Raw genomic sequence first — 26,277 nt, 5'->3', positions numbered from 1 at the left:
TTAAGCGCAGCCACAGCTTTGCTTCACACCGTCACTCCATCGGCGGCGTCGGAGGCCCTCACAGCGGCAGCCCGCCGGTCTCCAGGTACTCCAGCCGTACGGTGAGATCCGCCGCCTGCGCCTTGATGGCGGCGAGCCCCGGCTGCCCCCAGGCCCGTGGCCGGACGTCGGTGACCGAGACGGTGCCCAGCACCGTGCCGGTCCTGTCGATCAGGGGCGCGCCCATGTAGGAGCGGATGCCGAACCCGTCCACCACCGGATTGCCCGCGAACCTCGGGTAGTCGCTCACGTCCTCCAGGACCAGCGCCTTGCGCCGGGCCACCACATGGGGGCAGAAGCCGTGGTCGCGGGGCAGCACCCGGCCGAGCAGGGCGCCGGTGCCGTCGCCGCGCACGACCGGTGCGACGGCCGGCGTGCGCAGACCCGCGAAGAACTGCCCGTCCTCGCCGAGGAAGTTGACCATGGCGTACGGCGCGCCCGTGAGCTCCGCGAGGCCGTGGGCGAAGGCGTCGAGCGCGGGCTCCGGGTGGTCCCCCAGTCCCAGCCCGCGCAGCCTGCGGACGCGGGCCGGGGCCTCCTTGTCCTCGGGGGTGAGCAGCAGACGACCGGCCGGGCGGGGCGGGTCGTAGCTCATGGGCGGGCTCCCGGGTGGTGGGCGAAGGTCATGGAGTGGCTCCGGGGGTGTGCGGGGATCACCTGTGGGCGCCGTACCCCGTCGCGGCGACCGGGGCGTGGACGATGAGGTGGCGGACGAGGGTGAGCAGGGTCTGGACGCCGGAGCTGGAGATCCGGGCGTCGCAGCGGACGACGGGGACCTCCGCGGGGAGGTCGAGGGCGGCACGCACTTCCCCGGGGTCGTAGCGGAACGCGCCGTCGAACTCGTTGACGGCGACGATGAATCCGAGGCCGCGCTGCTCGAAGAAGTCGACCGCCGCGAAGCACTCCTCCAGGCGCCGGGTGTCGGCGAGGACGACCGCGCCGAGCGCGCCTTCGCAGAGCTCGTCCCACATGAACCAGAAGCGTTCCTGGCCGGGCGTGCCGAACAGGTACAGCACGTGCTGCGCGTCGAGGGTGATACGGCCGAAGTCCATGGCCACGGTCGTCTCGACCTTGTTCTCGATGCCGTCGAGGCTGTCGGTGGCGGCGCCGACCGTCGTGAGGAGTTCCTCCGTGCTGAGCGGCGCGATCTCGCTGACCGCGCCGACGAGGGTCGTCTTGCCCACGCCGAACCCGCCCGCCACCAGGATCTTGAGTGCGGTCGGGAACGGGTCGTCACCGTGGTCCGTGCCGGCGACCCGGTCAGAGCTGTCGTCGTAGTCCATCGAGCACTGCCTCCAGAAGGGCCCGGTCCGTCGGGTTGTGGTGGAAGGCGGGGGGCTTGTCGGTCAGCGCCCCGCATTCGACGAGGTCCGCCAGCAGCACCTTGGTGACGGCCACCGGCAGCCTGAGGTGTGCGGCGACCTCGGCGACCGGGACCGGGGCGCGGCACAGGTCGAGGGCCTGCGTGTGCTCGGGGCCGAGGTAGCCGAGGGGGGTGGCGCCGGTGGCTCTCACCTGCGACAGCAGGTCGAGGGCGACGGTGGGGCGGGTACGGCCGTTGCTGACCGTGAAGGGGCGCACCAGCCGGCCGGCCGCGTCGTCGAGCCACGGCCCGTCACCGGCCGCCTTCACGCTCAAGGCCTCATCGCCGGCGGTTCGACGCCCTGCTGCCGGGGAGCGGTCATCAGGTACGGGCGGACGGACTTGACCAGCATGGCCATCTCGTAGCCGAGCACCGCGGCGTCGGCCTCGCGGCCGGCCATCACGGCCAGGCAGGTCCCGGACCCGGCGGTGGTGACGAAGAGGAGCGTCGAGTCGAGCTCGACGACGACCTGGCGGACGTCACCGCCGTCGCCGAAGCGGATGCCGGCGCTGCGGCCGAGGGAGTACAGGCCGGAGGCCAGGGCCGCCATGTGGTCGGCGCTGTCCGGGTCGAGGCCGTGCACGGACTTCACCAGCCCGTCGCAGGACAGCAGTACGGCGCTGTTCGTGTGCGGTACGCGCTGCACGAGGCCGCTCATCAGCCAGTCGAGGTCGGATACCTGGGCGGTCGGCGCATCGCTCGCCATGGTGGATCGACTCCTTGGGGTACGAAGGTCTGCGGGAGCGCTGGGGGTGGGGGTGGGGAGGCGGGTGGTCATCCGGCGGGCGCGCTCCCGTCGTGCCGGGCGGTGTGGTCGGTGCGGGGTGCGGCCGCGGACGGCCGCGGGGTGGCGGACAGCTCCTGCCGGGACTCCGCAAGGCTGACGCCCCGTTGGAACGCCGCCATCAGATGGGGGTCGTGGCCGGCGGTGTACTCGGTGTCCTGACGCGGTGCCGGTCCGTCGCGCAGCTGCGGCGCGATGTGCTCCTGGGCGCGCCGGCGGGGCAGCTGGGGTCTGCCCATGACGCCGCGCACCGTGGTGCCGGGCGGGGTGAGGGGCGCGGTCCCGGCGTCGTCGAGGGCGTCGCGGTCGCCGTGGCGGGGGCCGGGTACGGCCTCGGCGGGGTGGGGGCGCGCCTCGCGGGCGCCGCGCACGGGCAGCGGCGGGGCGACCGCGCGGTGGCCGGGAGACGGGGCCGGGGTGCGGGGAGGGTGCTGCCGGGCGACCGGGGTGAGGGACACCGAGGGTGGGTGCGCGGCCGCGGCGCCGTGCGTGGTGCCCGGCCCGTCCACGGGGGCCGGGACCGCCGGCACGTGACGGGCCGCCGGGAACGCGCCGCTGCCGTCGTGCTGCGGTTGCCGGCCCGCTCCCGCGTCCGCTTCCTGTCCGGTGCCCGGGGCGCCCGGCTCGGTGCCGAGCAGCGTCTGCGGCACCACGAGCACGGCCTGGACCCCGCCGTAGATGTTGGTCTGGAGCCGGACGTGGATGCCGTGCCGCCTGGCGAGCTGGGAGACCACGAACAGGCCGATGCGGCCGTCGGCCAGCAGGCTGGCGACGTGCACCTGGTCGGGGTCGGTGAGCAGCGCGTTCATCCGGTCCTGCTCGCCGACGGGCATCCCGAGCCCGCGGTCCTCGACCTCGACGGCGAGCCCGGACGTGACGAGGTCGGCCCGCAGCAGCACCTGGGTGTGGGGGGCGGAGAACACCGTGGCGTTCTCGACGAGTTCGGCGAGCAGGTGGATGACGTCGGCGACGGCGTGCCCGCGCAGCGTGCCGTCGATCGGGGGCACGAGCTTGACCCGCGAGTACTGCTCGACCTCGGCGATCGCGGAGCGCAGCACCTCCGTCACGGGGACCGGGTTGCTCCACTGCCGCCGGGAGACGGCCCCGCCGAGCACGGCGAGGTTCTCGGCGTGGCGGCGGATGCGGGTGGCGAGGTGGTCGACGTGGAAGAGCCCCTTGAGCAGATCGGGGTCCTCCATCTCGTTCTCCAGCTCGTCGAGAATGGAGATCTCACGGTGCACCAGGGACTGCAGGCGTCGCGCGAGGTTGACGAACACCTCGAGCTTCTGTTCGCTGCCCGTCCGGCTGGAGAGCCGCGACGCCTGGACGACGGCGGTGACGGCGCCGTCGTGCGCACGGGCGAGGTCGGCGGAGAGGAGGTCGAACTCGTCGGCGTGCGCGTCCGGTTCGCCGCGCCGTCCGCGTGGGGGCGGGTTCTCGCCGTGGCGCAGCGCCTCGACGAGGGCGTGCAGATCGGCCTCGCGCCGGGCGGTGCTCCGGCGCAGGGCGCCGACACGGTCGTACACGAACCGGGCGGCGCGGTCGGCGGCCACCGCGGCGATGACGATGCCGGCGCAGGTCACCGACAGGGCGCCGCCGAGCACGGCCCACAGGGTGGGGCCCGGCCGCACTCCGGTGGAGCGCACGGTGAAGAGCACGGCCGCGCAGGCGCTGAGCGCCACGGCGACGGGAGGCAGCACGGCGAGGCGCAGGAGCTGCGGCCGTAGTTGCGTCTCGGGCAGTGCGGGAGCGGTCCGCGCGGGCGGCCGTCCGTGCCGTCCGCCCTCGCGCCTGTCCGGCCGGCCCGGCGGACCGGTCCGCCGGGTCCCGGGACCCCTCTCGTCGCGGTCCGGCACACGGGCCACGATCGCGGTGCCGACGGGCGCCGGCGTGTGGACCGTGCCCTGCGCTCCGGCCGGGCCCGGGGTGCCGGCCGGGCCCGGGGTGCCGGCCGGGCCCGGGTGCCGGGGCCTCTCGCCCCGTCGACTCCCTCGTCCGCCTTGTGGCTGCACGTACCGGTCCCCGCTCCCTGATCCCGATCTCATCGACGCGGCCCCTCGGCGCGACACGCCCTGCGGCGAGAGCCGTCTCTCCTGCCGACCGACACTCACCGTAGTCGTCACCGCATCATGTGCGGGGGGCAGTTGACAAACTCCTGCGGACAGCATCGCGCTCTGGTATGAGGCGTCGTACGACAGACCGATAACCGTTCAGCACAAGGGATCGCGAGTGGACACTGGGTGATCGATGCTGGTCGCAAGTGGTCACCACGGGTCCGCGACGATTGAAGGGCCCAGGCTCCGCGCCCCACGCCGACGCGCCCCTCGGCCATCGGGGGCCACCCGGTCAGAGCCTCGAGGCCACTGGCGACGCGACCCTACCCTTCGGCCAGGACATCACCCTCCGTAGCAGAAGAGGGGCGAAGACCACGTCGCCGTCCGGCGCGGGGACGCCCGCGGCGTTCGGTGCGGACGCGCCGGCACCGGCGTGCGCCGGCTACGGGGGCCGCCCGGTCGACCTCGTCGGTCGCCCGCGAGGCCGAGCACGTCTTCCCGGCCGGCACTCGACTCATCCTGGGCTGAAGCCGACCGTCAGCCCGATCCGAAGGGCTCAGTAGGGTGGCGTGATGAGCGATCACCGGAGTGTGGGGACGGCCTGGCGCCGCCTCACGGACTGGCTGAAGGCACATGCCCCGGTCTCATACGCCTCCCTGCTGCCGGCCGCCCCGGAGCGGGCAATCGAGGCTGCCGACGCCCAGTTGAGGCATCACCTCGGCTTCGGTCTTCCCGCCGGGCTGAGCGATCTCTGGCGGCTGTGCGGCGGTGTGGAACACCAGTACATCGAGGCCGATGAGGAAGAGGGCGAGGTCGGTTCGGGGGCGTTCCTCCCTGGCGGGATCCTGCTCGGCCCGGCGGATGCGCTCAGGCCGCGGCTGCCCGAGACCGGCCGCGGCGACGGGTGGGGCGCCGCGGTGGTTCCGTGGCTGACCGGCGATGAAGCAGGTTTTGAATGCGGTCAGTACGTGGGCGCGGACGGCGTCGGCTCCTGGTCGCAGCCGGACAACCTGGCCTGCGACAAGCCGAGTCATCCGTCGATCGCCGCATATCTCGGGGCTGTGCACCGCACGCTCACCGAAGGGCCGCCCGATGCCATGGGCCCGGATGTGCCCGGCCTGGTGTGGGGCTGCCTGATCTGGGATGACCCCGAGGCGCCTCTGCTGGACGACGCCCTGGAGCACTGGCACCCCATCCACTGACCTGTGCCCCCGCACGGGGCGCCTCGCTCAAGTCCGGCGGCAACCGATCCGGCTCCTCAGCCCGAGGGCGCTCCAGCCTCCGGACCATCTCCCCCGGCTCGTCCCCGACCGACGTCAGCGCTCACCGGCGAGATCGAGATCACCCCTACTCGTCTCAGCCACGGCCCCGCCACTCCGCGGACGCCGCCACGGGTGCGCGATCGGGCCCGAGATCGCCCGCCACCACGCCTCCACCGGCAGCTTCCCGGCGGGCTCGAACGGCTCACCCGGCCGCGGGAACGCCACCGCCTGGCCGGCCTCCCGGGCGGCGTCCTTCATCCACTCCCCCGGCTCCGCCCAGGCGTGCGGCGCCAGGTTGAAGGTCGCCCAGTGGAGGGGCAGCAGCACCCCGGCCGCCGCGCCGCCCTGGAGGTCGAGATGCGACCGCACGCCCTCCTCGGGCGTCATGTGGATGTCCGGCCAGAAGTCGGAGTACGCCCCGACCTGGATCATCGTCGCGTCGAACGGGCCGTGGTCGGCGCCGATGTCCTGGAAGCCGTCGAAGTAGCCGGTGTCACCGCTGTGGTAGATCCGGTGTTCCTCGCCGGCGACCACCCAGGAGGCCCAGAGGGTGTGCTGGGTGTTGCGCAGGCCCCGGCCGCAGAAGTGGCGGGCCGGGGTGGCGGTCAGGGTGAGACCGCCGGCCCTCGTCGTCTCGTGCCAGTCCAGTTCGCGCAGCCGGCCCTCCGACACGCCCCAGCGCTCCAGGTGCGCACCGACGCCGAGGGGCACGGCGAACAGGGTGTCCGTGCCCGCCAGCGCCTTGATCGTCGGCAGGTCGAGGTGGTCGTAGTGGTCGTGGGAGATCACGACGACGTCGACCGGGCCGAGCGCGGCCAGCGGCAGGGGCGCGGGGTGCAGCCGTTTGGGTCCTGCGAAGGGGAAGGGCGAGCAGCGCTCACCCCACACGGGGTCGAACAGGACCCGGTGTCCGTCGATCTCCGCGAGGACGCCGGAGTGGCCCATCCAGGTCAGGCGCAGCCCCGTGGCGGGCGGGCGGGAGATGTCGGCGAGGGTGGTGGGGTGCACCGGTATGGCACCCGCCGGGGCACGGCGGGACCGGCTGTCCTTGTCGAAGTAGACCTTCGCCAGGTCCCGTGTCGAGCCCGAGGGACGGATCCGGGCGGTGCCGCCCGGATTCTGGAACACGCCGTCCCTGAAGTGCGGGGATCTGCGGATGCGGGCCATGCGTTCACCACTCGGGTCCGCGCCGAAGGCCACGGGCCGCAGGGCGCGGAGCCCGGAGCTCTGGAGACGGTAACCGGCCACGGTACCTCCAAGTGGAGTCGGTCAGGCATTCCATTATGTGCGGCCCGTACGGCACCGGGGTGCGGGTCGCGGCTGGGACAGCCGTGGCGGCTCACGCACCATGAACACGTCCACCGGGTCCTCGGTCTCCGGGGTGAAGCCGTACCGCTCGTACAGCCGCCGGGCCGGGCCGCCCCGCAGCACGTTCGGCCGGACGGCTCCGCCGTCGCGGTCGCACCGCGCCGGCAGGTGCCGCAGTACGTCGGAACCGATGCCGCCACCCTGATGTTCCGGGGCCAGGTAGAAGTGCTCCAGCCAGTGGCGGTCCGCGGCGGGACGCGGGGCCACGCAGCCGCCGAACGCACCGCCCGCCTCGGTCACCCAGGTGTGGGCGGGGCCGAATCCGTCCCGCAGCCGCTGGCGCACCCGCCGCGCGTCGTACCGGCCGAGCCGTTCCAGGTCCGCGCGCAGCACCACCGCACGCGGCTCGGCCACCGCCTCGACGCCCGAAGCGGTGGCCGGCCTCAGCTCCCGGTCCCCCATGATCGGCACGCTACCGCGCGGGGTCTCACGCCACCGAGGCGATCCGCACCTTGATGTCGTCCGGCGACAGGGTGCCCTTCGCGATCACGTGGTCGCCCGAGGACTCGCCGCGCAGCCGGCGGCCGATCCACGGCACCAGGTACTCACGGGCCCACTGGACGTCGTCCCGGCGGACCTCGAAGGTGCCGCGGGGCGGCAGGGGCGGCCAGGGCTGCTCCGGGTCGGCGGGGACCTCGAGACCGAGTGCCAGCCCGGCGCGGAGCGCCACGCGGGTGTGCCCCTCGGGCGACAGGTGCAGCCGGTCGGCGTCCCAGGCCCTGCGGTCCTGGACGCTCCTGAGGGACCACAGGTCGAGCACCGGGCAGCCGTAGCGGTCGGCGATGGCCCGTACGTGCCCGTTGTACGTGGCGATCTTGCCGCGCAGATGCTTGAGCAGGGGGACGCCGCGGGTGTCGAACCCGGTCGTCACCATCACGGTGCCCGACACGGCCGTGAGCGCGGCGATCGCCCGCTCGAAGCGCTCGGCCACCTCGTCCGGGTCGGAGCCGGGACGGATGATGTCGTTGCCGCCCGCGCAGAACGAGACCAGGTCGGGGGCGAGGTCGACCGCCCTGGGCAGTTGGTCCGCCACGATCTGGTCCAACAGCTTCCCGCGCACGGCGAGGTTGGTGTACTCGAAGTCCCCTTCGGGCCGGCGGTCGGCGAGAAGCACGGCGAACCGGTCGGCCCAGCCGACGAACGCCCCGTCGGGGCCGGGGTCGCCGACGCCCTCGGTGAAGCTGTCCCCCACCGCCACGTACGACCCGATCACTCTTCTGCTGTCACTCTTCGAATCGTCTGCCACAGCAGCTCATGATTCACCGTTCAATGTGACCTACGCGACCGTAGGAAAGGGTTGACGTGCGGTGAGATAAGACACCTTCAAAATGTTGGCCAATTGCGGAATACGCCGAAGGCCGGACCCGGGGATCGGGGTCCGGCCTTCGGCGCGTGTCAGGAAGGCTGCCGCCAGGGGTCAGATGGAGACGCCCTTGGAGCGGAGGTAGGAGACCGGGTCCACGTCCGAGCCGTAGTTCGGGGTGGTGCGGATCTCGAAGTGCAGGTGCGGGCCGGTCGAGTTGCCGGTCGAGCCGGAGAGGCCGACCTGCTGGCCGCCGCTCACGGTCTGGCCGGCCGAGACGGACAGCGAGGACAGGTGGGCGTACTGGGCGTAGTAGCCGTCGTCGAGCTTGATGACGACCTGGTTGCCGTACGCGCCGGCCCAGCCCGCGGAGACGACCGTGCCGGAGCCGACGGCCTTCAGGGAGGTGCCGGTCGGGACGCTGAAGTCGACGCCGGTGTGGTAGCCGCTGGACCACATGCTGCCGGCCACCTTGTAGGCGGTGCCGACGCCGCCGCCCGGCACGGGGGAGCTGTAGCCGGAGGTGGCCTGGTTCGCGGTGGCCGTCTGGGTGGAGGCCTTCGAGGAGGACTGGTCCGCGGTCTGCTCGGACGACTGCTGCGCCGGCTTCTCGGCGGGCTTCTCGGCCTTCGGCGCGGAGGGCTTGGGCGACTGCGGCGCGGCGGACTTCTTCGGCGCGGCCTTCGCGGCCTTGCCGTCGACGGAGAGCTTCAGGCCCGGGTGGATGAGCGACGGGTCGTCACCCACGGCCTCGCGGTTGTCCGCGTAGAGCTGCTTCCAGCCGCCGTCGACGTCCTGCGTCTCGGCGATCTTCGCGAGGTAGTCGCCGGCCTTCACGGTGTACGTACGGGCCTCGCCGCTCTTCTCGGCGGTGGCCTTCTGGCCGGCGACGGAAAGGGACTGGACGGCCTTTTCGGGGGCCGCCTGCGGCGTGGCGGCGTTCGCGCCGGTGGCGCCGAGAAGCGGCAGGGCGAGTGCGGCGCCACCGGTTCCGGCGACGGCGATGGAACGGGTGAAACGCTGAGCCTTGGTACGGCGGTGCTTACCCTTCGCGGGCATGACGAATTCCTCTCCGGCGCCTACGAGGTGAGCTGTCGGGTTCGGACTGGAGATGCCCGGCCGCGATTCAACGCGACTTAACCCCAAGCCGTTCCGGAGACCGGAACAGGCAGTCTTACCTGTGGGTCCCCCGCTCCTGCCGTACACGGGTCAGTGTGTGCGGGCTCCGGGCGGCGGCAGGATTAGGCGTCCGTCCGGATCGGTGGTGAACGTAAGCGAACTGGACGCGAAGGGACAAGCGGAGGTTCGCCGCGAACCCGTTTCTTCCGTGATCCACTGGGGGAAATGACGTCACCGAGCGTCATCCGTGAGGCGATTGCGCTCCGAATTCCCTTGAATTTCCCGTGAATTACGTGGGCATGACGACAACGCATCGTCACGGATATGACGATGCTCACGCGCCCCACCGTCATCTCACGTTCTATCGGGGCACGTTATACCGAATCCACCTAAACGGACAGAACGCCCTAATCATCCGATCGCAGGCGCCACAGCCGGAGCGCGGACACGGGTTCCCCGATGTGCTGCGCCTGGAGGCAGGCGAGGACGACGGCCCCGTCCCCGAGGACGTACTGCACCGCGCTCGGCCCGCGCGTCCGTCCAGCCGGGACTCGAGGGGCCAGTCGTCCGGCAGCGGGCTCCGGGCGAGGGCGTCGGCGTCGGCGTCGGCGAGGGGTGATCCTCGCCCCAGCGCAGACGCGCCACCGGACACCGACATCATCGGAAGCGCGTGGCGCGGCCGGGCAATGCCTGTGGACAACTCATTGCCCCAGGCAGGCATGTCGTATCGTCGAGTGGTGCCCGTCGACGAGCCGCGGCGACGGCGCCGAGTGGGAGGAGTCCTCAGTGACGCAGCAGATCCCGTCGACCGAACCCGAACTGGCCGGAGTGCGCAACTTCCGCGACGTGGGCGGACTGCCGACCGTGGACGGTCGGCGGGTGCGGCACGGGGTGCTGTACCGCAGCGGTCATCTCGCCCACGCGACCGCTCAGGACGCCGTCTTCCTCTCCTCGCTCGGACTGCACACCATCTTCGACTTCCGCAACGCGGCCGATCAGAAGCTGGAGGGGCCGGACGTCGAACTGCCCGGCGTGCGCAATGTGAACCTGCCGCTCAGCGACCCGGCCGAAGGCGCCGAGTTCTGGAAGATGGTCCGCGACGGCGACCTGGACCAGCTGCGCTCGATCCTCGCCGACGGCAAGGGCGCGGACCGGATGATCACGTCCTACCGGCTGATCATCAAGGAGCGCACGGCCGAACACGCCCGGGTGCTGAGCGCGCTCGCCGAGGACAGCGTCCCCGCGCTGATGCACTGCGCGGCGGGCAAGGACCGCGCGGGACTCTCGGTGGCCGTGACGCTGCTCGCCCTGGGTGTCGAACGGGACGCGATCGTCGACGACTACCTGAAGTCCAGCGCCAAGCACCGCCGTTACAGGGTGCACCGCAGCAGCAGCTCCGCCTCGGCCTACTCCCCCGAGGTGATGGAGCTGCTCGACCCGCTGTTCGACGCGCGGGCGGAGTACCTGTCGGCGGCCTTCGAGACCGTCGAGGAGACGTGGGGCGGCGTGGACACCTATCTGGAGCAGGGGCTCGGGCTCACCCCCGAGGCCCGGGAGCGGCTGCGCGAGCGCATGCTCGACTGAGGCGGGCGCAGCGCCGCCCTACTTCTTGGGAGCCATCTCGAACAGGAAGTAGATGAAGCCGGCGAAGAGGTGCCCCACCACCACGTAGATGAACAGCCGCACCCACAGGGCCCGGGGGAGCTTCTCCTCCATGTCTTTACCGCTCATGTCGCGTCTCCGTGGATCGGGCCCAGGCACAGCGCGGCCGTGGGACTCTGCAGCAGGGTGTGGACGAACAGCAGCTCGACCCCGTCGGGGTCGGAAGCGTCGATACGGTGCGGGGTCAGCGAGTCGAAGTGCGCGCTGTCGCCCTGGGAGAGCCGGTGCAGGGTGTCCCCGAGGCGCAGCCGCAGCCGGCCCCTGAGGACGTACAGCCACTCCTCGCCGGGATGGACGCGCACGATGTCGCCCTGGGAGCCGTGCGGCACGTGGACCCGCAGGGCCTGCATGCCGCGCCCGGGCGCACCGGCAGGCCAGTACGTCCAGCCACCCGCCGCCGTGGGTTCCATGTCGGCGGCGCGGACCACGGCGTCCCGGTCGGTGACCGCCTCACCGAGCAGCTCGGATACCGTCGTACCGTAGATCCGGGCGAGGGAGAGCAGCATCGGCAGCGAGGGCTGGCGCTGCCCGGTCTCCAGGCGGGAGAGATGGGCGGGCGACAGACCGGCGTCGCGGGCGGCGGCCTCGAGCGTCAGGGAGGCCCGTCGTCGCAGCGCGCGCAGCTGCGGCGCGACCGCGGGCAGCGTGCTGGCCGGCTCGGTCTCGGAGGAGCTCATGCCTCCATTGAGCCGGAAATTTGCCCCTGCGGCAATTTTCTTGCCTCAGAGGCAAATGTTCCGGAACTGCCCGATCAGCGGCCGGCGACCGCCTGCTTCACCAGGGTCCTGCCGAACTCCCACACCAGGCCGCCGTCGTGCGCGTCGTCCATCACCGCGCTGAAGGCGCTCACGAACCGGTCCACGTCCCGTTCGCCGATGACGAGCGGCGGGATCAGTTTGATCACCTCCATGTGGTCGCCCGAGACCTGGGTGAGGATCCGGTGCCGTTGCAGCAGCGGCACGACCACCATCTGCGCGAAGAGTCCCTTGCGGGCGGCCTGGAGCATGGTCCAGCGCGAGCGAAGCTTCAGCGACCGGGGGCGGCCGAACTCGATGCCGATCATCAGGCCCCGGCCGCGGACGTCGGACAGCAGCTCGTAGCGGTCGGTCAGGGCGGCCAGCCGGGTGCGCAGCAGCTCGCCGGTGGTCCGGACGTTCGCGACGATCTGCTCGTCCTCCATGACCGACAGCACCGCGAGTCCCGCCGCCATGGCCTGGGCGTTGGCCCCGAAGCTGGCCGAGTGGACCAGCACCCGGTCCATCGACGAGTAGACCTTCTTGAAGATCCAGTCCCGGCCTATGGTCGCGCCCACCGGCACATACCCGCCGGAGAGCGCCTTGGCCACGCACACCAGGTCCGGCTCCACGCCCTCCTCGTGCTGGAAGGCGTAGAAGTCACCGGTCCGGCCCAGCCCGGTCTGCACCTCGTCGGCGATCAGCAGGGCCTTGTGCCGGTGCAGCAGCTCCTGCGCGGCCCGCAGATAGCCGGGCGGGGCCTCGTGCACGCCCTTGCCCTGGACCGGCTCCACGATCAGAGCGGCGACGTCCCCCTTGCGCAGTTCCCGCTCCAGGGCGTCCAGGTCTCCCAGCGGCACGGCCGTGTCGGGCAGCAGCGGGGCGAACCCGTCCCGGAATCCGGACTCGCCGTTGACGGAGAGGGAACCGGTGGTGAGGCCGTGGAAGGCGTGCTCGCAGTGCAGGACCCGCGGCCTGCCGGTCGCACAGCGCGCGAACTTCAGGGCCCCCTCGACCGCCTCCGTGCCGCTGTTGCCGAAGAACACCCGGTCCAGGTGGGGGCTGTGCGCGAGCAGCTTCTCGGCGAGCAGTCCGGGGAGCGGCTGGCAGTCGAAACGCGTGAGGTCGGCGAGGGAGGCGTCCAGGACGTCGTGCAGCGCCTTGCGGACCACGGGGTGGTGGCGGCCCAGGCCCATCACCCCGAAACCGGCCAGCATGTCCAGGTAGTCGTTGCCGTCGGCGTCCCAGAAGTGGGCGCCCTCGGCGCGTACGTAGACCTTGTCGAAGCCGATGGTGCGCAGCATGCGCGGGAGCTGGTGGTTGAGGTACCGGGTGTGCAGCTCGTACCGCTCGGCCCCGCGCTCGGCCAGCAGCGCGCCGAGGTCGAACCCCTTGGTCCCCGGCGACTCCGGCGCGGACTCCGCGGTGGTCATGCCTGGTGCTCCTGTGCGTCCTGTGGCTGTTTCGCGAGTACGTCCCCGACGGCGAGGCTCGCGCTGATCCGCCCGGCGACCTCGACGGGCGTGAGGCCGATGTCGGCGAGCACCTCACCGCGTCCGGCGTGCGCGAGGAACTGCTCCGGGATGCCGAACCGGCGTACGGGCACGTCGACTTCGGCGTCGCCCAGCGCCAGCGCCACCGCCGAACCAACCCCGCCCGCGCGGCTGTTGTCCTCGACGACGGCCACCAGGCGGTGACCGGCGGCCAGTCGCGGGAGGACCGGGTCGACGGGCTTGACCCAGCGGGGGTCGACCACCGTGCACCCGATGCCGCGGGCCTCGAGCAGTCCGGCGGCGCGGAGACAGACGGGCGCCGTCACGCCGACGGCCACCAGCAGCACCTCGGGCGCGTCCGCCCGGTGCAGCACGTCCGTCCCGCCGATCCGGTCCAGGGCCGGGATCGCCGGGCCCACGGACTCCTTCGGGAACCGCAGCAGGGTGGGCGCGTCGTCGACGGCGACCGCCTCGCGCAACTGGGCGCGCAGCTGGTCGGCGTCGCGGGGCGCGGCGATGCGCAGGCCGGGAACGACCTGGAGGACGGACATGTCCCACATGCCGTTGTGCGAGGGCCCGTCGACGCCGGTGACACCGGCCCGGTCCAGGACGAAGGTCACCCCGCAGCGGTGCAGCGCCACGTCCATCAGCAGCTGGTCGAAGGCGCGGTTGAGGAAGGTGGCGTAGACGGCGACGACCGGGTGCAGGCCGCCGGTCGCCAGACCCGCCGCGGACACGACGGCATGCTGTTCGGCGATACCGACGTCCCACACCCGGTCCGGGAACCGGTCGGCGAAGGCCCCGAGACCCACCGGACGCAGCATGGCGGCGGTTATCGCCACCACGTCCTCGCGCTCCTCCCCGATCCGGACGATCTCCTCACCGAAGACCGAGGTCCAGGACGGTCCGCCGGACGGTGCCAGGGGCGCGCAGGTGAACGGGTCCATCACGCCGACGGTGTGGAAGTGGTCCTCCTCGTGGGCGAGAGCGGGTTCGTAGCCGCGGCCCTTCTCGGTGAGGCAGTGGACCAGGACGGGTCCGTGGAAGCGTTTGGCGCGGCGCAGCGCGGACTCCACGGCCTTGATGTCGTGGCCGTCGATCGGGCCGACGTACTTCAGCCCCAGGTCCTCGAAGAGGCCCTGCGGGGCGAAGGCGTCCTTGAAGCCCTTCTTGACGCCGTGCAGCGCCTCGTAGAGCGGGCTTCCGACCACGGGGGTGCGCTGGAGCACGTCCTTGCCCCAGGCCAGCACGCGTTCGTAGCCGTCGGTGGTGCGCAGGGCCGCGAGGTGGTTGGCGAGCCCGCCGATGGTCGGGGCGTAGGAGCGTTCGTTGTCGTTGACGACGACGATCAGCGGCCGGTCCTTGGCCGCGGCGATGTTGTTCAGCGCCTCCCAGGCCATCCCGCCGGTGAGCGCGCCGTCGCCGATCACCGCGACGACGTGCCCCTTCTCCCCCCGCACCTGGCGGGCCTTGGCCAGCCCGTCGGCCCAGCCGAGCGCCGTGGAGGCGTGACTGTTCTCGATGACGTCGTGCTCGGACTCCTCGCGCGAGGGATAGCCGGACAGGCCGCCCTTGCCGCGCAGCTTGGAGAAGTCCTGACGCCCGGTCAGAAGCTTGTGGACGTAGCTCTGGTGGCCTGTGTCCCACAGGATGCGGTCCACGGGCGACTCGAAGACCCGGTGCAGGGCGACGGTGAGTTCCACCACCCCCAGATTGGGTCCGAGGTGACCGCCGGTCCTGGCGACCGCCTGCACCAGGAACTCACGGATCTCGTGGGACAGTTCACCGAGTTCCGCCTCGGACAGCGCCTTCAGGTCGCGCGGTTGCCGGATGCTCTGAAGAATCGTCACGCTCGGGCCCCCTTCTAATGCCGTGCTGCTCAGTTCACGGTGACGGCCGGCTCCCCCGACGCGATGCCGTCCTTCTCCATCTGCTCGGCGATCCTCATCGCCTCTTCGATCAGCGTCTCGACAATCTTCGACTCGGGGACGGTCTTGATGACCTCGCCCTTCACGAAGATCTGGCCCTTGCCGTTGCCGGAGGCGACGCCGAGGTCGGCCTCGCGGGCCTCGCCCGGGCCGTTCACCACGCAGCCCATGACGGCCACCCGCAGCGGCACCTCCATGCCGTCCAGCCCCGCGGTGACCTCGTCGGCCAGCTTGTACACGTCGACCTGGGCGCGCCCGCAGGACGGGCAGGACACGATCTCCAGACGCCGTTCCCTGAGCCCCAGCGACTGGAGGATCTGGATGCCGACCTTGACCTCCTCGGCCGGCGGCGCCGACAGCGACACCCGGATGGTGTCGCCGATGCCCTCGCCGAGCAGCGCTCCGAAGGCGACCGCCGACTTGATCGTGCCCTGGAACGCCGGGCCGGCCTCGGTCACGCCGAGGTGCAGCGGGTAGTCGCAGCGCTCGGCGAGCATCCGGTAGGCGTTGATCATCACCACCGGGTCGTTGTGCTTCACCGAGATCTTGATGTCCCGGAAGCCGTGCTCCTCGAAGAGGGACGCCTCCCACAGGGCGGACTCGACGAGCGCCTCGGGGGTCGCCCTGCCGTACTTCCGCAGCAGCCGCCGGTCCAGCGAGCCGGCGTTGACCCCGATCCGGATCGGTGTGCCGTGGTCCTGGGCGGCCCGGGCGATCTCCTTGACCCGGTCGTCGAACTGCTTGATGTTGCCGGGGTTCACGCGGACGGCGGCACACCCGGCCTCGATGGCCGCGAACACGTACTTGGGCTGGAAGTGGATGTCCGCGATCACCGGGATCTGCGACTTGCGGGCGATGGTCGCGAGCGCGTCCGCGTCGTCCTGCGTGGGGCAGGCGACGCGGACGATCTGGCAGCCGGACGCGGTGAGTTCGGCGATCTGCTGGAGGGTCGCTCCGACGTCGGAGGTGCGGGTCGTCGTCATCGACTGCACGGACACCGGCGCGCCGCCGCCGACCGCCACCGGACCGACCTGGATCCGCCGCGACGCGCGCCGCTCGGCGAGCGGCGGCGCGGGTGCCTCGGGCATCCCCAGTGGGACAGCGGTCATGGCCTCACTCCCGGTTTCCGGAGACGGTCTCGCGCAGGGCACGCAGCGACTCCTTCAGGGAGCCCATGGTGGCGAGGACGGCGGTGGGCTCGTAACCGCAGTGCGCCATGCAGTTGGCGCAGCGCGGGTCCTTGCCGCGGCCGTACCTGTCCCAGTCGGTCTCCTCGATCAGCTCCCGGTACGTCGGCACGTACCCGTCGCTCATCAGGTAGCAGGGGCGCTGCCAGCCGAAGAGCGAGTAGTTCGGGATCGCCCAGGCGGTGCACGGGAAGTCGACCTTGCCCTCGAGGAAGTCGAGGAACAGCGGGGAGTGGTTCAGCCGCCAGCGGCGCCGGTTGCCGCCCGCGAAGGCCTTCCTGAACAGCTCCCGGGTCTGCTCCACGCCGAGGAAGTGCTCCTGGTCGGGGGCTTTCTCGTAGGCGTAGGCGGGCGAGATCATCATCTCGTCGACCTTGAGGTCGTCGTTGAGGTAGTTGAGCACCTCGACGATGGTCTGCGGGGTGTCGGTGTTGAAGAAGGTCGAGTTGGTGGTGACCCGGAAGCCGCGCCGCTTGGCCTCCTTGATGGCCTCCACGGCCTCGTCGAACACGCCCTCCTTCGCCACGGACTCGTCGTGCCGCTCCCGCAGGCCGTCGATGTGCACCGCGAACGCGAAGTAGGGGGAGGGCGAGAATTTGTCCATCTTCTTGCGCATCAGCAGGGCGTTGGTGCACAGGAAGACGTACTTGCGCCTGGCGACCAACTGGCGCACGATCTCGTCGATCTGCGGGTGCATCAGGGGCTCGCCGCCGGCGATCGACACCATGGGTGCCCCGGACTCCAGCACCGCGCCCACGGCCTGGGCGACGGGCATCCGCTGCTTGAGCACGCCGGCCGGGTGCTGGATCTTGCCGCACCCCTCACACTTCAGATTGCAGGCGAAGAGCGGTTCCAGTTCGACGATGAGCGGGAACTTGTCCCGTCTGCGGAGCTTCTGTTCGGCCAAGTATGTAGCGACCTTGACGGACTGACGCAGCGGCATGGCCATCTGGCTCACCTCCTGGGGAGCAGCAAGGAACGGTGCCATTCATAGAAAGCCGGGAGTACGGAACGAAGGACACGGAAAGCCGATATTCCACCGCGGACCGTGCCGACGCGGACGAGTTCGTGTTCTGGAGCGTCCACGACCACCCGGACGGCCGCAACCGGGCGCTCGCCCGCGCGGACGGCGCTCAGGAGCGTGGCCGCCGATTCCATGTCGACCGCGATCGCGCCGGTCGCGAGCAGATCGGACCGTTCGTGGCCGCGGACGACGTGGCCGGAGCCGGTGAGGGGCCCGGTGTGGACGGTGCGCCCGGGGACCGCGCGCACCAGCTCCTTCACCAGCAGTTCGGTCCCGGCGCAGGGGACGCTGCCGCGCGGGTCCCGGGTCTCCTCGGCGACGACCAGGTCACCGGGGTGCATCCCGGGGGCGAGGCCCGCGCAGAAGCCCGTGGCCAGGACGGCCGCGTCACGCAGGGCGGGGCCGGCGAGCACCCGGGTGACGGAGCGCTCGGCCGCCGCCGGGCCCATGCCCGTGCGCAGGACGGTGACCGGCCCGCCCGCGCCCCGGTCGCCCCGCCCGGCGCGCTCGGGCCTGCGCAGGGCGAACTGCTCGATGCCGAGCGCGCAGGCGATCAGCAGCGGAGCCGGGGCGGGCTCGGGGCTCATCAGCTTCCCTTCGCCTCGGCGAGGGGCTGCCCGGCAGCGGCCTGCGCCGTCACCGGCTTCTTGGTGAAGGGCTCCCCGTGCACGTACCGGCCGAGCGCGGTGAGCGGGAAGACCTGCCGGTAGAGGTGGTAGTTGATGGAGAAGTCCCAGGGGAAACCGGTGCCGGTGAAGTACGGTTCGTCCCAGGAGCCGTCCTCGCGCTGGGTGGCCGCCAGCCACTGGACACCGCGCTCGACGGCCCGGGAGCCCCGCTCCCCCGCCGCCAGCAGCGCCATCAGCGCCCACGCCGTCTGGGAGGCGGTCGAGGCGCCCCGGCCGCTCCACTGAGCGGCGCGCTCGTAGGAGCGCAGGTCCTCGCCCCAGCCGCCGTCGTCGTTCTGCACCTTCTCCAGCCAGGCCACGGCCCGCCGGACCGCCGGGTGCGAGCCGGGGATCCCGGCGGCGGTCAGGGCGGGTACGACGGAGCCGGTGCCGTAGAGGTAGTTGACACCCCAGCGCCCGAACCAGGAGCCGTCGGGCTCCTGTTCGGCGAGCAGCCACTGGATGCCACGCCGGGTGCGCGGGTCGTGGGCGAGGCCCTCCACGGCGAGCATCTCCACGACGTGCGCGGTGACGTCGGCCGACGGCGGGTCGATGACCTCGCCGAAGTCGCAGAACGGCAGCCGGTTGGGGAACGGGCTGGTGTTGTCGACGTCGAAGGCGCCCCAGGCGCCGTTCTTCGACTGCATGCCGAGGTTCCAGCGCACCCCGCGCCCGATGGCGTTGTCCAGCCGCTCGGGGTCGTGGTGCTTGACGCGGCGCAGCGCGAGAACCACCTCGGCGGTGTCGTCGATGTCGGGGTAGTTGTCGTTGTGGAACTCGAACGCCCAGCCGCCGGGCGGGAGATGGGGCCGGCGCACGGACCAGTCGCCGGGCCGCACGATCTGCTCGCCGAGCATCCAGTCGGCGGCCTTGACCAGTTGGGGGTGGTCGGCGGGCAGTCCCGCGTCGGCCAGGGCGATGACGGCGAGGCAGGTGTCCCACACCGGGGACTGGCAGGCCTCGATCATGCGGGCCCCGTCCTCCCGCCACACGGCGAACCGGTCCAGCGACTCCAGGCCCGCGCGCATCACCGGATGGTTCAGGTCGTAGCCCATGAGGTGCAGCGCGATGACCGAGTACACGGCCGGGGGCTGGATGCCGCCCCAGCAGCCGTCGTTCTCCTGGCGTTCGATGATCCAGCGGGCGGCGGTGTTCATGGCCGCTCTGCGCAGCCGGCGCGGCACCGCCCCGCGCAGGGCGTGCAGGCCCCTGTCCAGCCGCTGGAAGGCACCGTCCCAGGTGTTCGCCGGAGCGAGCGGCCGGGGAGGGCTCGGGTGGTGCGGGTCGGTGTGCAGCTCGTCCAGCGGGAACGGGGCGGGACGCACCGGCCGTTCGGCGGACACGATCGTCAGCGGCACGATGGTCTGCCGGGCCCAGCAGCCGAAGTCGTAGATGTTGAGCGGCAGCCAGGACGGGAACCAGATGAGTTCGGGCGGGAGTTCGGGCAGGTCCTCCCATCTCCACCAGCCGAACAGGGCCAGCCAGATGCGGGTGAAGACCCTGGAGGCGGCGATGCCGCCCCGCTCGCGGACCCAGGCGGAGGCCTTCGCCATGTGCGGGGCGTCGGGCGGGTCCCCGGCCAGCCGCAGGGCGACGTACGCCTCGATGGTGGTGGAGAGTTCGCCGGGTCCGCCGTAGAAGGTGGCCCAGGTGCCGTCCTCGCGCTGCTCCCCGCGGATGAACAGGGCCGCGGCGCGGGCTGTGTCCTCGTCGAGGATGCCCAGGAACTGGCGCAGCAGCAGGTCCTCGGCGTCCATCGTGACGTTGGTCTCGAGGTCGCCCTTCCACCAGCCCTGGTCATCCTGCCGGGACAGCAGGAAGTCGGTGGCGCGCCGCATGGCGCGGGCGGCGATGTCGGGAACCCCGGCCGCCTCGGGGATGTCGGTGTCGTTTTCGCTGGCCGCGGTCACGCGGGGCGGCAGGGCCGCCCCGGTGCTTCCGTCGGTCGTCGCTGTCATGGCTTCCCCTTCGTGCAGTCCTGCGAGTGCGTCTGCTGTGGGTCCGCCGTCGGCCGGTGCCGTTCTCCCCGCAACACCGGCCGGCGACTACGCGAGGGCTATTCGACCGATAGTGATCATCTCTTTCGTACGACGACGAAGTCCGCGAGCGCCGTGAACTGCTCCCGCACCCGGTCGGGCATGTCCACTGCGTCGAGGGCCTCGATGGCGATGGTGTGCTGACGGCGTGCCTCTTCGGCGGTCCACTCGCGGCCGCCCGCCTCCTCGATGAGGGCGGCCCGGGCGGCGAACTCCTCCTCGGAGAAGGTCGCGAAGTCGCTGCTCTTGGCGTCGGCCGCGAGGATCTCGCCGAGCCGCCGGGAGGCGGGGCCGTCCGCCGCGAGCGCGGCCACGACCGGGAGGGACTTCTTGCGCTGGCGCAGGTCGCTCCAGGTCTGCTTGCCGGTGGCCTCCGGGTCGCCCCAGATGCCGAGGAGGTCGTCGACGGCCTGGAAGGCCAGGCCGAGGTGGTAGCCGTACCTCTCCAGCGCGTCGGCGGTGCGGTCGTCCGCACCGCCGAGCACCGCGCCGATGGAGCTGGCGCAGGCGAGCAGGGCGCCCGTCTTGTTGCCCTCCATCTCCAGGCACTCCTCGACGCTGACGCGGTCGCGGTGCTCGTAGGAGATGTCCTGGGCCTGGCCGTCGATGAGCGCGCGGCTCGCCGTGGTCAGCCGGCGGGTGGCGCGGCCGGCCTCGACGGTGCCGAGTTCCAGCAGCACCTCGTTGGCCAGGGCGAACAGGGCGTCGCCGACCAGGATGGCCTGGGCGGGGCCGTGCACCTTCCAGACGGTGTCGCGGTGCCGGCGCTGTTCGTCGCCGTCCATCAGGTCGTCGTGCAGCAGCGAGAAGTTGTGGACCAGTTCGACGGCGACCGCCCCGGGGACGCCCGTCTGCGGGGCGGCGCCGGTGACCTCCGCGGACAGCACGGCGAGGGCGGGGCGCACGGCCTTGCCGCCGTCGCCGTCCGCGGGCCGGCCGTGGGCGTCGATCCAGCCGAAGTGGTAGGCGGCGACCGTGTCCATGGGAGGTGCCAGGCGGTCGACGGCCGCCCGCAGTACCGGCGTGGCCAGGGTCCGGCCGCGCTCCAGGAGCGCGGACACGTCCACCGCGGTCCTTCGAGCGGCCTGCGAGGCCGGGGGCACAGTGGGCACAGTCTCTCCTCTTGTTGCGGTACGGGGGGTGCGGGGACCTGCCGCGCCGCTCTCCTGCAGCATCAGGCCGCCTCCTCGACAGCGAAGAGGTGGCGGGGGCGGGGCCGGCCGAGGGCGCCCAGCGCGGCGTCCGCCGCGCCGACGCCGCTGCGGACCGCACTCTCCATGGTCGCGGGCCACCCGGTGGCGGTCCACGCTCCGGCCAGGTACAGGCCGGGTGCCTTGGTGCGGGCGCCGGGCCTGAGGCGTCCGACGCCGGGAGCGGGAGCGAACGTGGCGGCGCGCTCCCGGGTGACGAAGAAGTCCTCGACCCGCGCGTCCCGGGTGCGCGGCAGCAGCCGCTCCAGTTCGGGCAGGTACCGCTCGCGCAGCACGGCCACCGGCTCGTCGATGTCGTCCTGGGCGACCGACTGGGACAGCGCCAGGTACTGGCCGCGCCGCAGACCGGACGCGTCGGTGCGGTCGAAGACCCACTGCACGGGGGTGCCGAGGGCGGCGAAGAACGGGCGCGCGAGCACCTTGCGGTCGTAGACGACGTGGATGTTGATGATCGGCGCGGTGCCGATGTCCAGGAGCCGCTCGGGGGCGTCGAGGGCGCCGGCGGGCAGCAGGTCGTACGCCTCGCGCTGCGGTACGGCGAGGACGACCGCGTCGGCCCGGATCGTCTCGCCGGGGACGCGGACGCTCCACCCTCCGTCGCCGTTCACGGAGACGGAGGTGACCCGGGTCCGGACCTCGGTGCGCACGCCCGCGGAGTCGAGCGCCCCGCGGGCGAGCCGGTCGTGCAGTTCACCCAGCGGCACCCGGGCCCAGCCGATGTCGGCCGCTCCCGGGTCGGACAGCAGACCGGTCTTGAACACCATCGCGGCGAGCGAGAGGGACGAGTCGCCCGCGACCGCGTTGAGGGTGGCGACCCCGACCAGGTCCCACAGGGCTGCCACGGCGCGCGCCGACTGGCCGTGGGCGGCCAGCCAGCTGCCGAAGTCCTGGGCGTCCAGGGCCGGATCGGCGAGGTCGAGCCCGTTCAGCGCGAGCGCGGCGCGGCCCACTCTGGCCCGGTCGGCGAGCGACAGATGCGGATAGGTGGCGAGGCTGCGCCCCAGGTGCAGGGGCACCGGCAGGGCGTCGCGCCGCAGTCTGCCGAGCCGCCGCCCCTCGGGGCGCGTGACGTCGAGCACGGGCACGTCGAGGCGGTCCTGCAGCGGGGCCAGCGCCGCTCCGCCGATCCGGTCGAGGAACCACCGGTAGGCGGTGCAGCAGCGCAGGTACACGTGCTGGCCGTTGTCGACGGTGAGGTCGCCGCGCCGGAAGGAGAAGGCGAGCCCGCCCAGCCGCGGCCGGCCCTCGAGCAGGGTGACGCCCACCCCGGCGTCGGCGAGGGCGAGGGCGGCGGTCACGCCGGCCAGGCCGCCGCCGACCACGACGGCGTGCCGTCCGGCCGGGACGGGGTCGTCCGTGAGCGGCCCCTCGGTGCGTGTCCCGTGGCTCATGCGCCCTCCCCCGGCCGGCCGGGCCGCTCGAACCGTGCACGACCGGCCGTCTCGGTCTGGGACGCGGCGTCGCGGCGGAGGGTTGCCCACCGCTTTCCGCCGGGGAGCGGGGTGTCCATCAGGCACGCCTCCTGACGGCCCGCCGGGTCACGTGCCGGGTGTCCAGGCCGGACAGGCCGCGCACCGCGACGTAGGCCTTCTCGCGTCCGGGCAGGGAGACCCGGCCGCGCAGCACGGCCTCGGGGTGGCGCTCGATGCGGTCCAGGAGGCGGCGGTAGATGCCGGCCATGGCGGCGACGCAGGCGCCGCTGCGCCGGTCGAGCAGGGGGAGCAGCCGGTAGCCCTCGGCGAAAAGGGCGCGGGCCCTGCGCACTTCGAAGTGCACCAGACCCGCGAAGTCGGAGCCCTCCGGTGGCGTCGGTCCGCTGAACCCTGCCGAGCACCCGAACTTGGCGAGGTCGTCGGCGGGCAGATAGGTGCGGCCGCCCTCGGCGTCCTCGCGGACGTCCCTGAGGATGTTGGTCAGCTGGAGCGCGAGGCCGAGCGTATCGGCGTACTCGGGGGCGCGCTCGGCCCCGCGCGCGCCCGGTTCGGTGCCGAACACGCCGAGGGAGAGCCGCCCGATGGCGCCCGCGACACAACGGCAGTAGGCCTTGAGGTCGTCCCAGGTCTCGTAGGTCTCACCGCGCACGTCCATCTGGACGCCGTCGATGAGCTCGTCCAGGCCGCCCAGGGGGATCGGGAAGCGCCCGGCGGCGTGCGCGAGCGCGACGGCAACCGGGTCGGTGTCGTCCTCGTCGACCGCGCCGTCACGGATCCGGGAGAGCAGTGCCCGGGTGTCCTCCAGCCGGGCGACCTTGACGTCGTCCGCCAGGGCGCCGTCGCCGATGTCGTCGACCCGCCGGGAGAACGCGTACAGCGCCGACATCGCGCGCCGCTCGGCCGTCGGCAGCAGCCGGATGCCGTAGGCGAAGTTGCGTGCCTGCTGTCCGGTGACCGTCTCGCAGTAGCCGTAGGCGGCGAGTACCGGTGCGGACGCGGGTGGATGCGACCCCACGGCCCGGATCACCCCTTTCCTCGCAGAGTCACGCCCGCCTCGCGCAGCAGCTGGACCCTGCCGGGCTTGGGCGGGCCGGGGAGTACGTCGTATTCGGCGGCGGCGATCGCCCGGAGGGCCGCCCTTCCTCCCGCCACGAACCCCGCGAGCAGCAGTCTGAGCCTGCCGTGGACGCTGCCCACGAGGGGGGCGCCCTCGTTCAGCAGCTCGCGGGCGCGGTGCGCCTGGTACGCGACGAGTGCGCGCACCGACGCGCCCGCGGTGGGTGCGGCGAGGTCCGCCTCCTGGACGTGGAAGAGCTTCATGTCCGTGGCGGGCAGGTAGACGCGGTCGCGGCCGAGGTCCTCGGCGACGTCCTGGAGGTGCTCGACGATCTGCAGGGCCGTGCAGATCGCGTCGGAGCGGCGGATCCGCTCCGGGGTCGCGGTCCCGGTGACGGCGAGGACGAGGCGGCCGACGGGATTGGCCGACAGTTCGCAGTAGGCGAGCAGGTCGTCGTAGGTCTCGTAACGCTTGACGAGCTGGTCCTGGCGGTTGGCCGCGATCAGGCCGAGGAAGGGTTCGGGGGTGAGCGCGTGGCGGCGGACCGTGGGGCGCAGCCGGAGCAGCAGCGGATGGCGGGGCTCCGGGCCGGCCGGGTCGAACACCCGGTGAAGATCGGCCTCGAAGGCGTCCAGGAGCACCAGCCGGTCCTCGGTCCGATCGGCCGGGACCCCGAGGAGACGGGCGTCGGCGCCGCCGGGGGCCAGATCTCCGTCGCCGATGTCGTCGACCAGACGGGCGAAGCCGTACACGGCCATCAGGTCCTCGCGCCAGGGTCCGGGCAGGAAGAAGGGGGCCACGGGGAAGTTCTCGGCGGCGGCCTTGTCGAGCGTGGCGCGCTCGACGCCGGCGCCGCGCGCCCGGCCGGGGGGCGTCATCGTGGACTGCCCGGGGCGGGGACGGCGCATGCTGCGTTCAGCCGGGGAGTTTCCGTAGCCATTGCCGTCACATCTCCCGTTCTACACTGCTGACCCAATGCACACTATTTCGGACACGCCGCCCAGGTTCGCCCCGCACGGCATCGATGGATGATGTCGGGCATTATGGCCCTGATTGCCGCCTTTCGGGACCGGTACAGCTTACGTTGTACAACGCGCAGGGCACCGCGGGGGGTCTCCCGCACAACCCACAACACACGGATCGGCGTCAAGATTCCCCGCCTGGGCAGGAGTTGACGCTTCCTTTGCAGACGCCGGGCCCCACCGGACAGTTCCGGCGGGGCCCTCGTCGAATCGGGCTACTTCCCTGTGAACTTCTCGTATTCCTTGAGGACCTCGTCGGTCGGCCCGTCCATGCGCAGCTCGCCCCGTTCCAGCCACAGCACGCGGTCGCAGGTGTCGCGGATGGACTTGTTGTTGTGGCTGACCAGGAAGACCGTGCCGGCCTCCTTGCGCAGCTCGCGGATCCGGGCCTCGGAGCGCTTCTGGAACTTGCGGTCGCCGGTGGCCAGCGCCTCGTCGATCATCAGGACATCGTGGTCCTTGGCGGCGGCGATGGAGAAGCGCAGCCGGGCGGCCATGCCGGAGGAGTAGGTGCGCATCGGCAGGGTGATGAAGTCACCCTTCTCGTTGATGCCCGAGAAGTCGACGATGTCCTGGTAGCGGGCCTTGATCTCCTCGCGGGACATGCCCATCGCGAGCCCGCCCAATATGACGTTCCGCTCGCCGGTCAGATCGTTCATCAGCGCCGCGTTGACGCCGAGGAGGGAGGGCTGGCCGTCGGTGTAGACCTTGCCCTTCTCGGCGGGCAGCAGTCCGGCGATGGCCCGCAGCAGGGTCGACTTGCCGGAGCCGTTGGAGCCGATCAGGCCGATGGCCTCGCCGCGGTAGGCGACGAAGGACACGCCGCGCACGGCGTGCACCTTGCGCACGCCCCGCTCCTCGCCCCGCTTGACGATGCGGCTGAGGGCCGCCGTGGCGCTGCCCTTCCCCGTCCTGGCACCGTTGACGCGGTACACGATGTGCAGTTCGTCCGCGATGACGGTGGGCACGCGCGCACCCGTCCTGTCGTCAGCCACGGCCGTACCTCTCCTCGGACTTCCAGAAGTAGACGAAGCCGACCACGCCGGTCAGCAGCGCCCAGCCCAGCGCGAACGCCCACACGTGCGGGGGCAGGTACGACGAGCCGTAGCCGTCGATCATCGCGAAGCGGACCAGGTCCATGTAGACCGCGGCCGGGTTCCACTGCAGGACGTCGGCGAGCCAGCCCGGCACGTCCTTGTCGTGCAGCATCGCCGGGATGCTGAACATCACGCCCGAGGCGTACATCCAGGTGCGCAGCACGAACGGCATCAGCTGCGCCAGGTCGGGCGTCCTGCTGCCCATCCGCGCGAAGATCAGCGCCAGCCCGGTGTTGAACACGAACTGCAGCACCAGCGCCGGCACCACCAGCAGCCACGACAGATCGGGGAAGCTGCGGAACGACAGCATGATCACGACGAGCACGGCCATGGAGAACAGCAGCTGCTGGAGCTGCTGGAGCGCGAAGGAGATCGGCAGCGAGGCCCGCGGGAAGTGCAGCGCCCGCACCAGGCCCAGGTTCCCCGAGATCGC

26 protein-coding genes and 1 riboswitch are annotated in these 26,277 nt (G+C 72.1%); of the genes, 2 read left to right on the top strand and 24 right to left on the bottom strand.

The annotated features are described in order from the left end of the window. Positions 1-58 precede the first annotated feature (58 nt). The 5 genes from F1615_RS29385 to F1615_RS29365 all read right to left on the bottom strand — a co-directional run bounded on the left by F1615_RS29385 (position 59) and on the right by F1615_RS29365 (position 4,042). Positions 59-634 carry a GAF domain-containing protein gene (locus F1615_RS29385; RefSeq protein WP_149552087.1) on the bottom strand — a complete coding sequence of 192 codons (576 nt, stop codon included), beginning with the start codon at positions 632-634 and terminating at the stop codon, positions 59-61. 58 nt (positions 635-692) lie between these two features. After that, complete coding sequence (locus F1615_RS29380; RefSeq protein ID WP_149552086.1) at positions 693-1,322, bottom strand: GTP-binding protein; 630 nt, start codon at positions 1,320-1,322, stop codon at positions 693-695. Further along, on the bottom strand, positions 1,300-1,671 hold the full coding sequence (locus F1615_RS29375; protein WP_149552174.1) for a DUF742 domain-containing protein: 372 nt from the start codon (positions 1,669-1,671) through the stop codon (positions 1,300-1,302). The genes F1615_RS29380 and F1615_RS29375 overlap by 23 nt, the downstream gene beginning before the upstream one ends. 2 nt (positions 1,672-1,673) lie before the next feature. After that, positions 1,674-2,108 (bottom strand): roadblock/LC7 domain-containing protein, encoded by a 435-nt coding sequence (locus F1615_RS29370; protein WP_149552085.1) that lies wholly within the window; start codon positions 2,106-2,108, stop codon positions 1,674-1,676. A 68-nt stretch (positions 2,109-2,176) separates the two neighbouring features. Further along, on the bottom strand, positions 2,177-4,042 hold the full coding sequence (locus tag F1615_RS29365; protein ID WP_167533890.1) for a sensor histidine kinase: 1,866 nt from the start codon (positions 4,040-4,042) through the stop codon (positions 2,177-2,179). 770 nt (positions 4,043-4,812) lie between these two features. On the opposite strand from F1615_RS29365, the gene F1615_RS29360 reads away from it, so the two are divergent. After that, positions 4,813-5,442 carry a hypothetical protein gene (locus F1615_RS29360; protein ID WP_149552084.1) on the top strand — a complete coding sequence of 210 codons (630 nt, stop codon included), beginning with the start codon at positions 4,813-4,815 and terminating at the stop codon, positions 5,440-5,442. 114 nt (positions 5,443-5,556) lie between these two features. Here the strand turns inward: F1615_RS29360 and F1615_RS29355 are convergent, their stop codons facing one another. The 4 genes from F1615_RS29355 to F1615_RS29340 form a co-directional block, all read right to left on the bottom strand. Further along, the gene (locus F1615_RS29355; protein ID WP_149552083.1) at positions 5,557-6,750 is read right to left on the bottom strand and encodes an MBL fold metallo-hydrolase; all 1,194 of its coding nucleotides are present in this window, start codon (positions 6,748-6,750) and stop codon (positions 5,557-5,559) included. Between the two features lie 33 nt (positions 6,751-6,783). Next, positions 6,784-7,272, bottom strand: coding sequence for a GNAT family N-acetyltransferase (locus F1615_RS29350; protein WP_149552082.1), 489 nt, complete (start codon positions 7,270-7,272; stop codon positions 6,784-6,786). Positions 7,273-7,297: 25 nt separating this feature from the next. Beyond that, positions 7,298-8,083 (bottom strand): SGNH/GDSL hydrolase family protein, encoded by a 786-nt coding sequence (locus F1615_RS29345; RefSeq protein WP_149552172.1) that lies wholly within the window; start codon positions 8,081-8,083, stop codon positions 7,298-7,300. A 204-nt stretch (positions 8,084-8,287) separates the two neighbouring features. Continuing rightward, the gene (locus F1615_RS29340) at positions 8,288-9,232 is read right to left on the bottom strand and encodes a M23 family metallopeptidase (RefSeq protein ID WP_149552081.1); all 945 of its coding nucleotides are present in this window, start codon (positions 9,230-9,232) and stop codon (positions 8,288-8,290) included. 2 nt (positions 9,233-9,234) lie between these two features. Further along, a riboswitch (cyclic di-AMP (ydaO/yuaA leader) is annotated at positions 9,235-9,398 on the bottom strand. Between the two features lie 680 nt (positions 9,399-10,078). Here F1615_RS29340 and F1615_RS29335 point away from each other — a divergent pair. Beyond that, positions 10,079-10,876, top strand: a complete 798-nt coding sequence (locus tag F1615_RS29335) for a tyrosine-protein phosphatase (protein WP_149552080.1) — start codon at positions 10,079-10,081, stop codon at positions 10,874-10,876. Positions 10,877-10,894: 18 nt separating this feature from the next. Here F1615_RS29335 and F1615_RS29330 read toward each other — a convergent pair whose 3' ends face one another. From F1615_RS29330 to F1615_RS29265, 15 genes are all read right to left on the bottom strand, one after another. Beyond that, positions 10,895-11,023, bottom strand: a complete 129-nt coding sequence (locus F1615_RS29330; RefSeq protein ID WP_149552079.1) for a DUF6126 family protein — start codon at positions 11,021-11,023, stop codon at positions 10,895-10,897. Beyond that, on the bottom strand, positions 11,020-11,631 hold the full coding sequence (locus F1615_RS29325) for a helix-turn-helix domain-containing protein (protein ID WP_149552078.1): 612 nt from the start codon (positions 11,629-11,631) through the stop codon (positions 11,020-11,022). The genes F1615_RS29330 and F1615_RS29325 overlap by 4 nt, the downstream gene beginning before the upstream one ends. 74 nt (positions 11,632-11,705) lie before the next feature. Continuing rightward, a complete protein-coding gene (locus F1615_RS29320; RefSeq protein ID WP_149552077.1) occupies positions 11,706-13,121 on the bottom strand; it encodes an aspartate aminotransferase family protein in 1,416 nt (471 codons plus the stop codon). Next, positions 13,118-15,031, bottom strand: coding sequence for a 1-deoxy-D-xylulose-5-phosphate synthase (dxs, locus tag F1615_RS29315; RefSeq protein WP_149552076.1), 1,914 nt, complete (start codon positions 15,029-15,031; stop codon positions 13,118-13,120). Before dxs ends, F1615_RS29320 begins: the two co-directional genes overlap by 4 nt. A gap of 29 nt (positions 15,032-15,060) precedes the next feature. Next, positions 15,061-16,218 carry a flavodoxin-dependent (E)-4-hydroxy-3-methylbut-2-enyl-diphosphate synthase gene (ispG, locus tag F1615_RS29310; protein ID WP_149552075.1) on the bottom strand — a complete coding sequence of 386 codons (1,158 nt, stop codon included), beginning with the start codon at positions 16,216-16,218 and terminating at the stop codon, positions 15,061-15,063. 4 nt (positions 16,219-16,222) lie between these two features. Next, positions 16,223-17,245 carry an adenosyl-hopene transferase HpnH gene (hpnH, locus tag F1615_RS29305; RefSeq protein ID WP_149552074.1) on the bottom strand — a complete coding sequence of 341 codons (1,023 nt, stop codon included), beginning with the start codon at positions 17,243-17,245 and terminating at the stop codon, positions 16,223-16,225. A 5-nt stretch (positions 17,246-17,250) separates the two neighbouring features. Then, positions 17,251-17,907 carry a 1-hydroxy-2-methyl-2-butenyl 4-diphosphate reductase gene (locus F1615_RS29300; protein ID WP_149552073.1) on the bottom strand — a complete coding sequence of 219 codons (657 nt, stop codon included), beginning with the start codon at positions 17,905-17,907 and terminating at the stop codon, positions 17,251-17,253. Beyond that, on the bottom strand, positions 17,907-19,946 hold the full coding sequence (gene shc / locus F1615_RS29295) for a squalene--hopene cyclase (RefSeq protein WP_149552072.1): 2,040 nt from the start codon (positions 19,944-19,946) through the stop codon (positions 17,907-17,909). Before shc ends, F1615_RS29300 begins: the two co-directional genes overlap by 1 nt. Positions 19,947-20,062: 116 nt before the next feature. Next, a complete protein-coding gene (locus F1615_RS29290) occupies positions 20,063-21,127 on the bottom strand; it encodes a polyprenyl synthetase family protein (RefSeq protein ID WP_167533898.1) in 1,065 nt (354 codons plus the stop codon). 71 nt (positions 21,128-21,198) lie between these two features. Beyond that, on the bottom strand, positions 21,199-22,626 hold the full coding sequence (gene hpnE / locus F1615_RS29285) for a hydroxysqualene dehydroxylase HpnE (protein WP_149552070.1): 1,428 nt from the start codon (positions 22,624-22,626) through the stop codon (positions 21,199-21,201). Beyond that, complete coding sequence (locus tag F1615_RS37190; protein ID WP_425385666.1) at positions 22,623-22,745, bottom strand: DUF6380 family protein; 123 nt, start codon at positions 22,743-22,745, stop codon at positions 22,623-22,625. Before F1615_RS37190 ends, hpnE begins: the two co-directional genes overlap by 4 nt. Continuing rightward, entirely contained in the window at positions 22,745-23,695 is a 951-nt protein-coding gene (hpnD, locus tag F1615_RS29280; RefSeq protein WP_149552069.1) for a presqualene diphosphate synthase HpnD, read from the bottom strand. Before hpnD ends, F1615_RS37190 begins: the two co-directional genes overlap by 1 nt. Then, on the bottom strand, positions 23,692-24,603 hold the full coding sequence (hpnC, locus tag F1615_RS29275) for a squalene synthase HpnC (protein ID WP_149552171.1): 912 nt from the start codon (positions 24,601-24,603) through the stop codon (positions 23,692-23,694). The genes hpnD and hpnC overlap by 4 nt, the downstream gene beginning before the upstream one ends. A gap of 359 nt (positions 24,604-24,962) precedes the next feature. After that, the gene (locus tag F1615_RS29270; RefSeq protein WP_149552068.1) at positions 24,963-25,742 is read right to left on the bottom strand and encodes an ABC transporter ATP-binding protein; all 780 of its coding nucleotides are present in this window, start codon (positions 25,740-25,742) and stop codon (positions 24,963-24,965) included. Then, on the bottom strand, positions 25,735-26,277 hold a 543-nt coding region (locus F1615_RS29265; RefSeq protein WP_167533889.1), incomplete at its 5' end, for an ABC transporter permease. The genes F1615_RS29265 and F1615_RS29270, both read right to left, overlap by 8 nt.

Origin of the sequence: Streptomyces marokkonensis (assembly GCF_008312835.1) — a bacterium.
Taxonomy (GTDB): Bacteria; Actinomycetota; Actinomycetes; order Streptomycetales; family Streptomycetaceae; genus Streptomyces; species Streptomyces marokkonensis_A.
The sequence above is the reverse complement of the archived record's forward strand: the minus strand, read 5'-3'. Positions and strand labels throughout refer to the sequence as shown.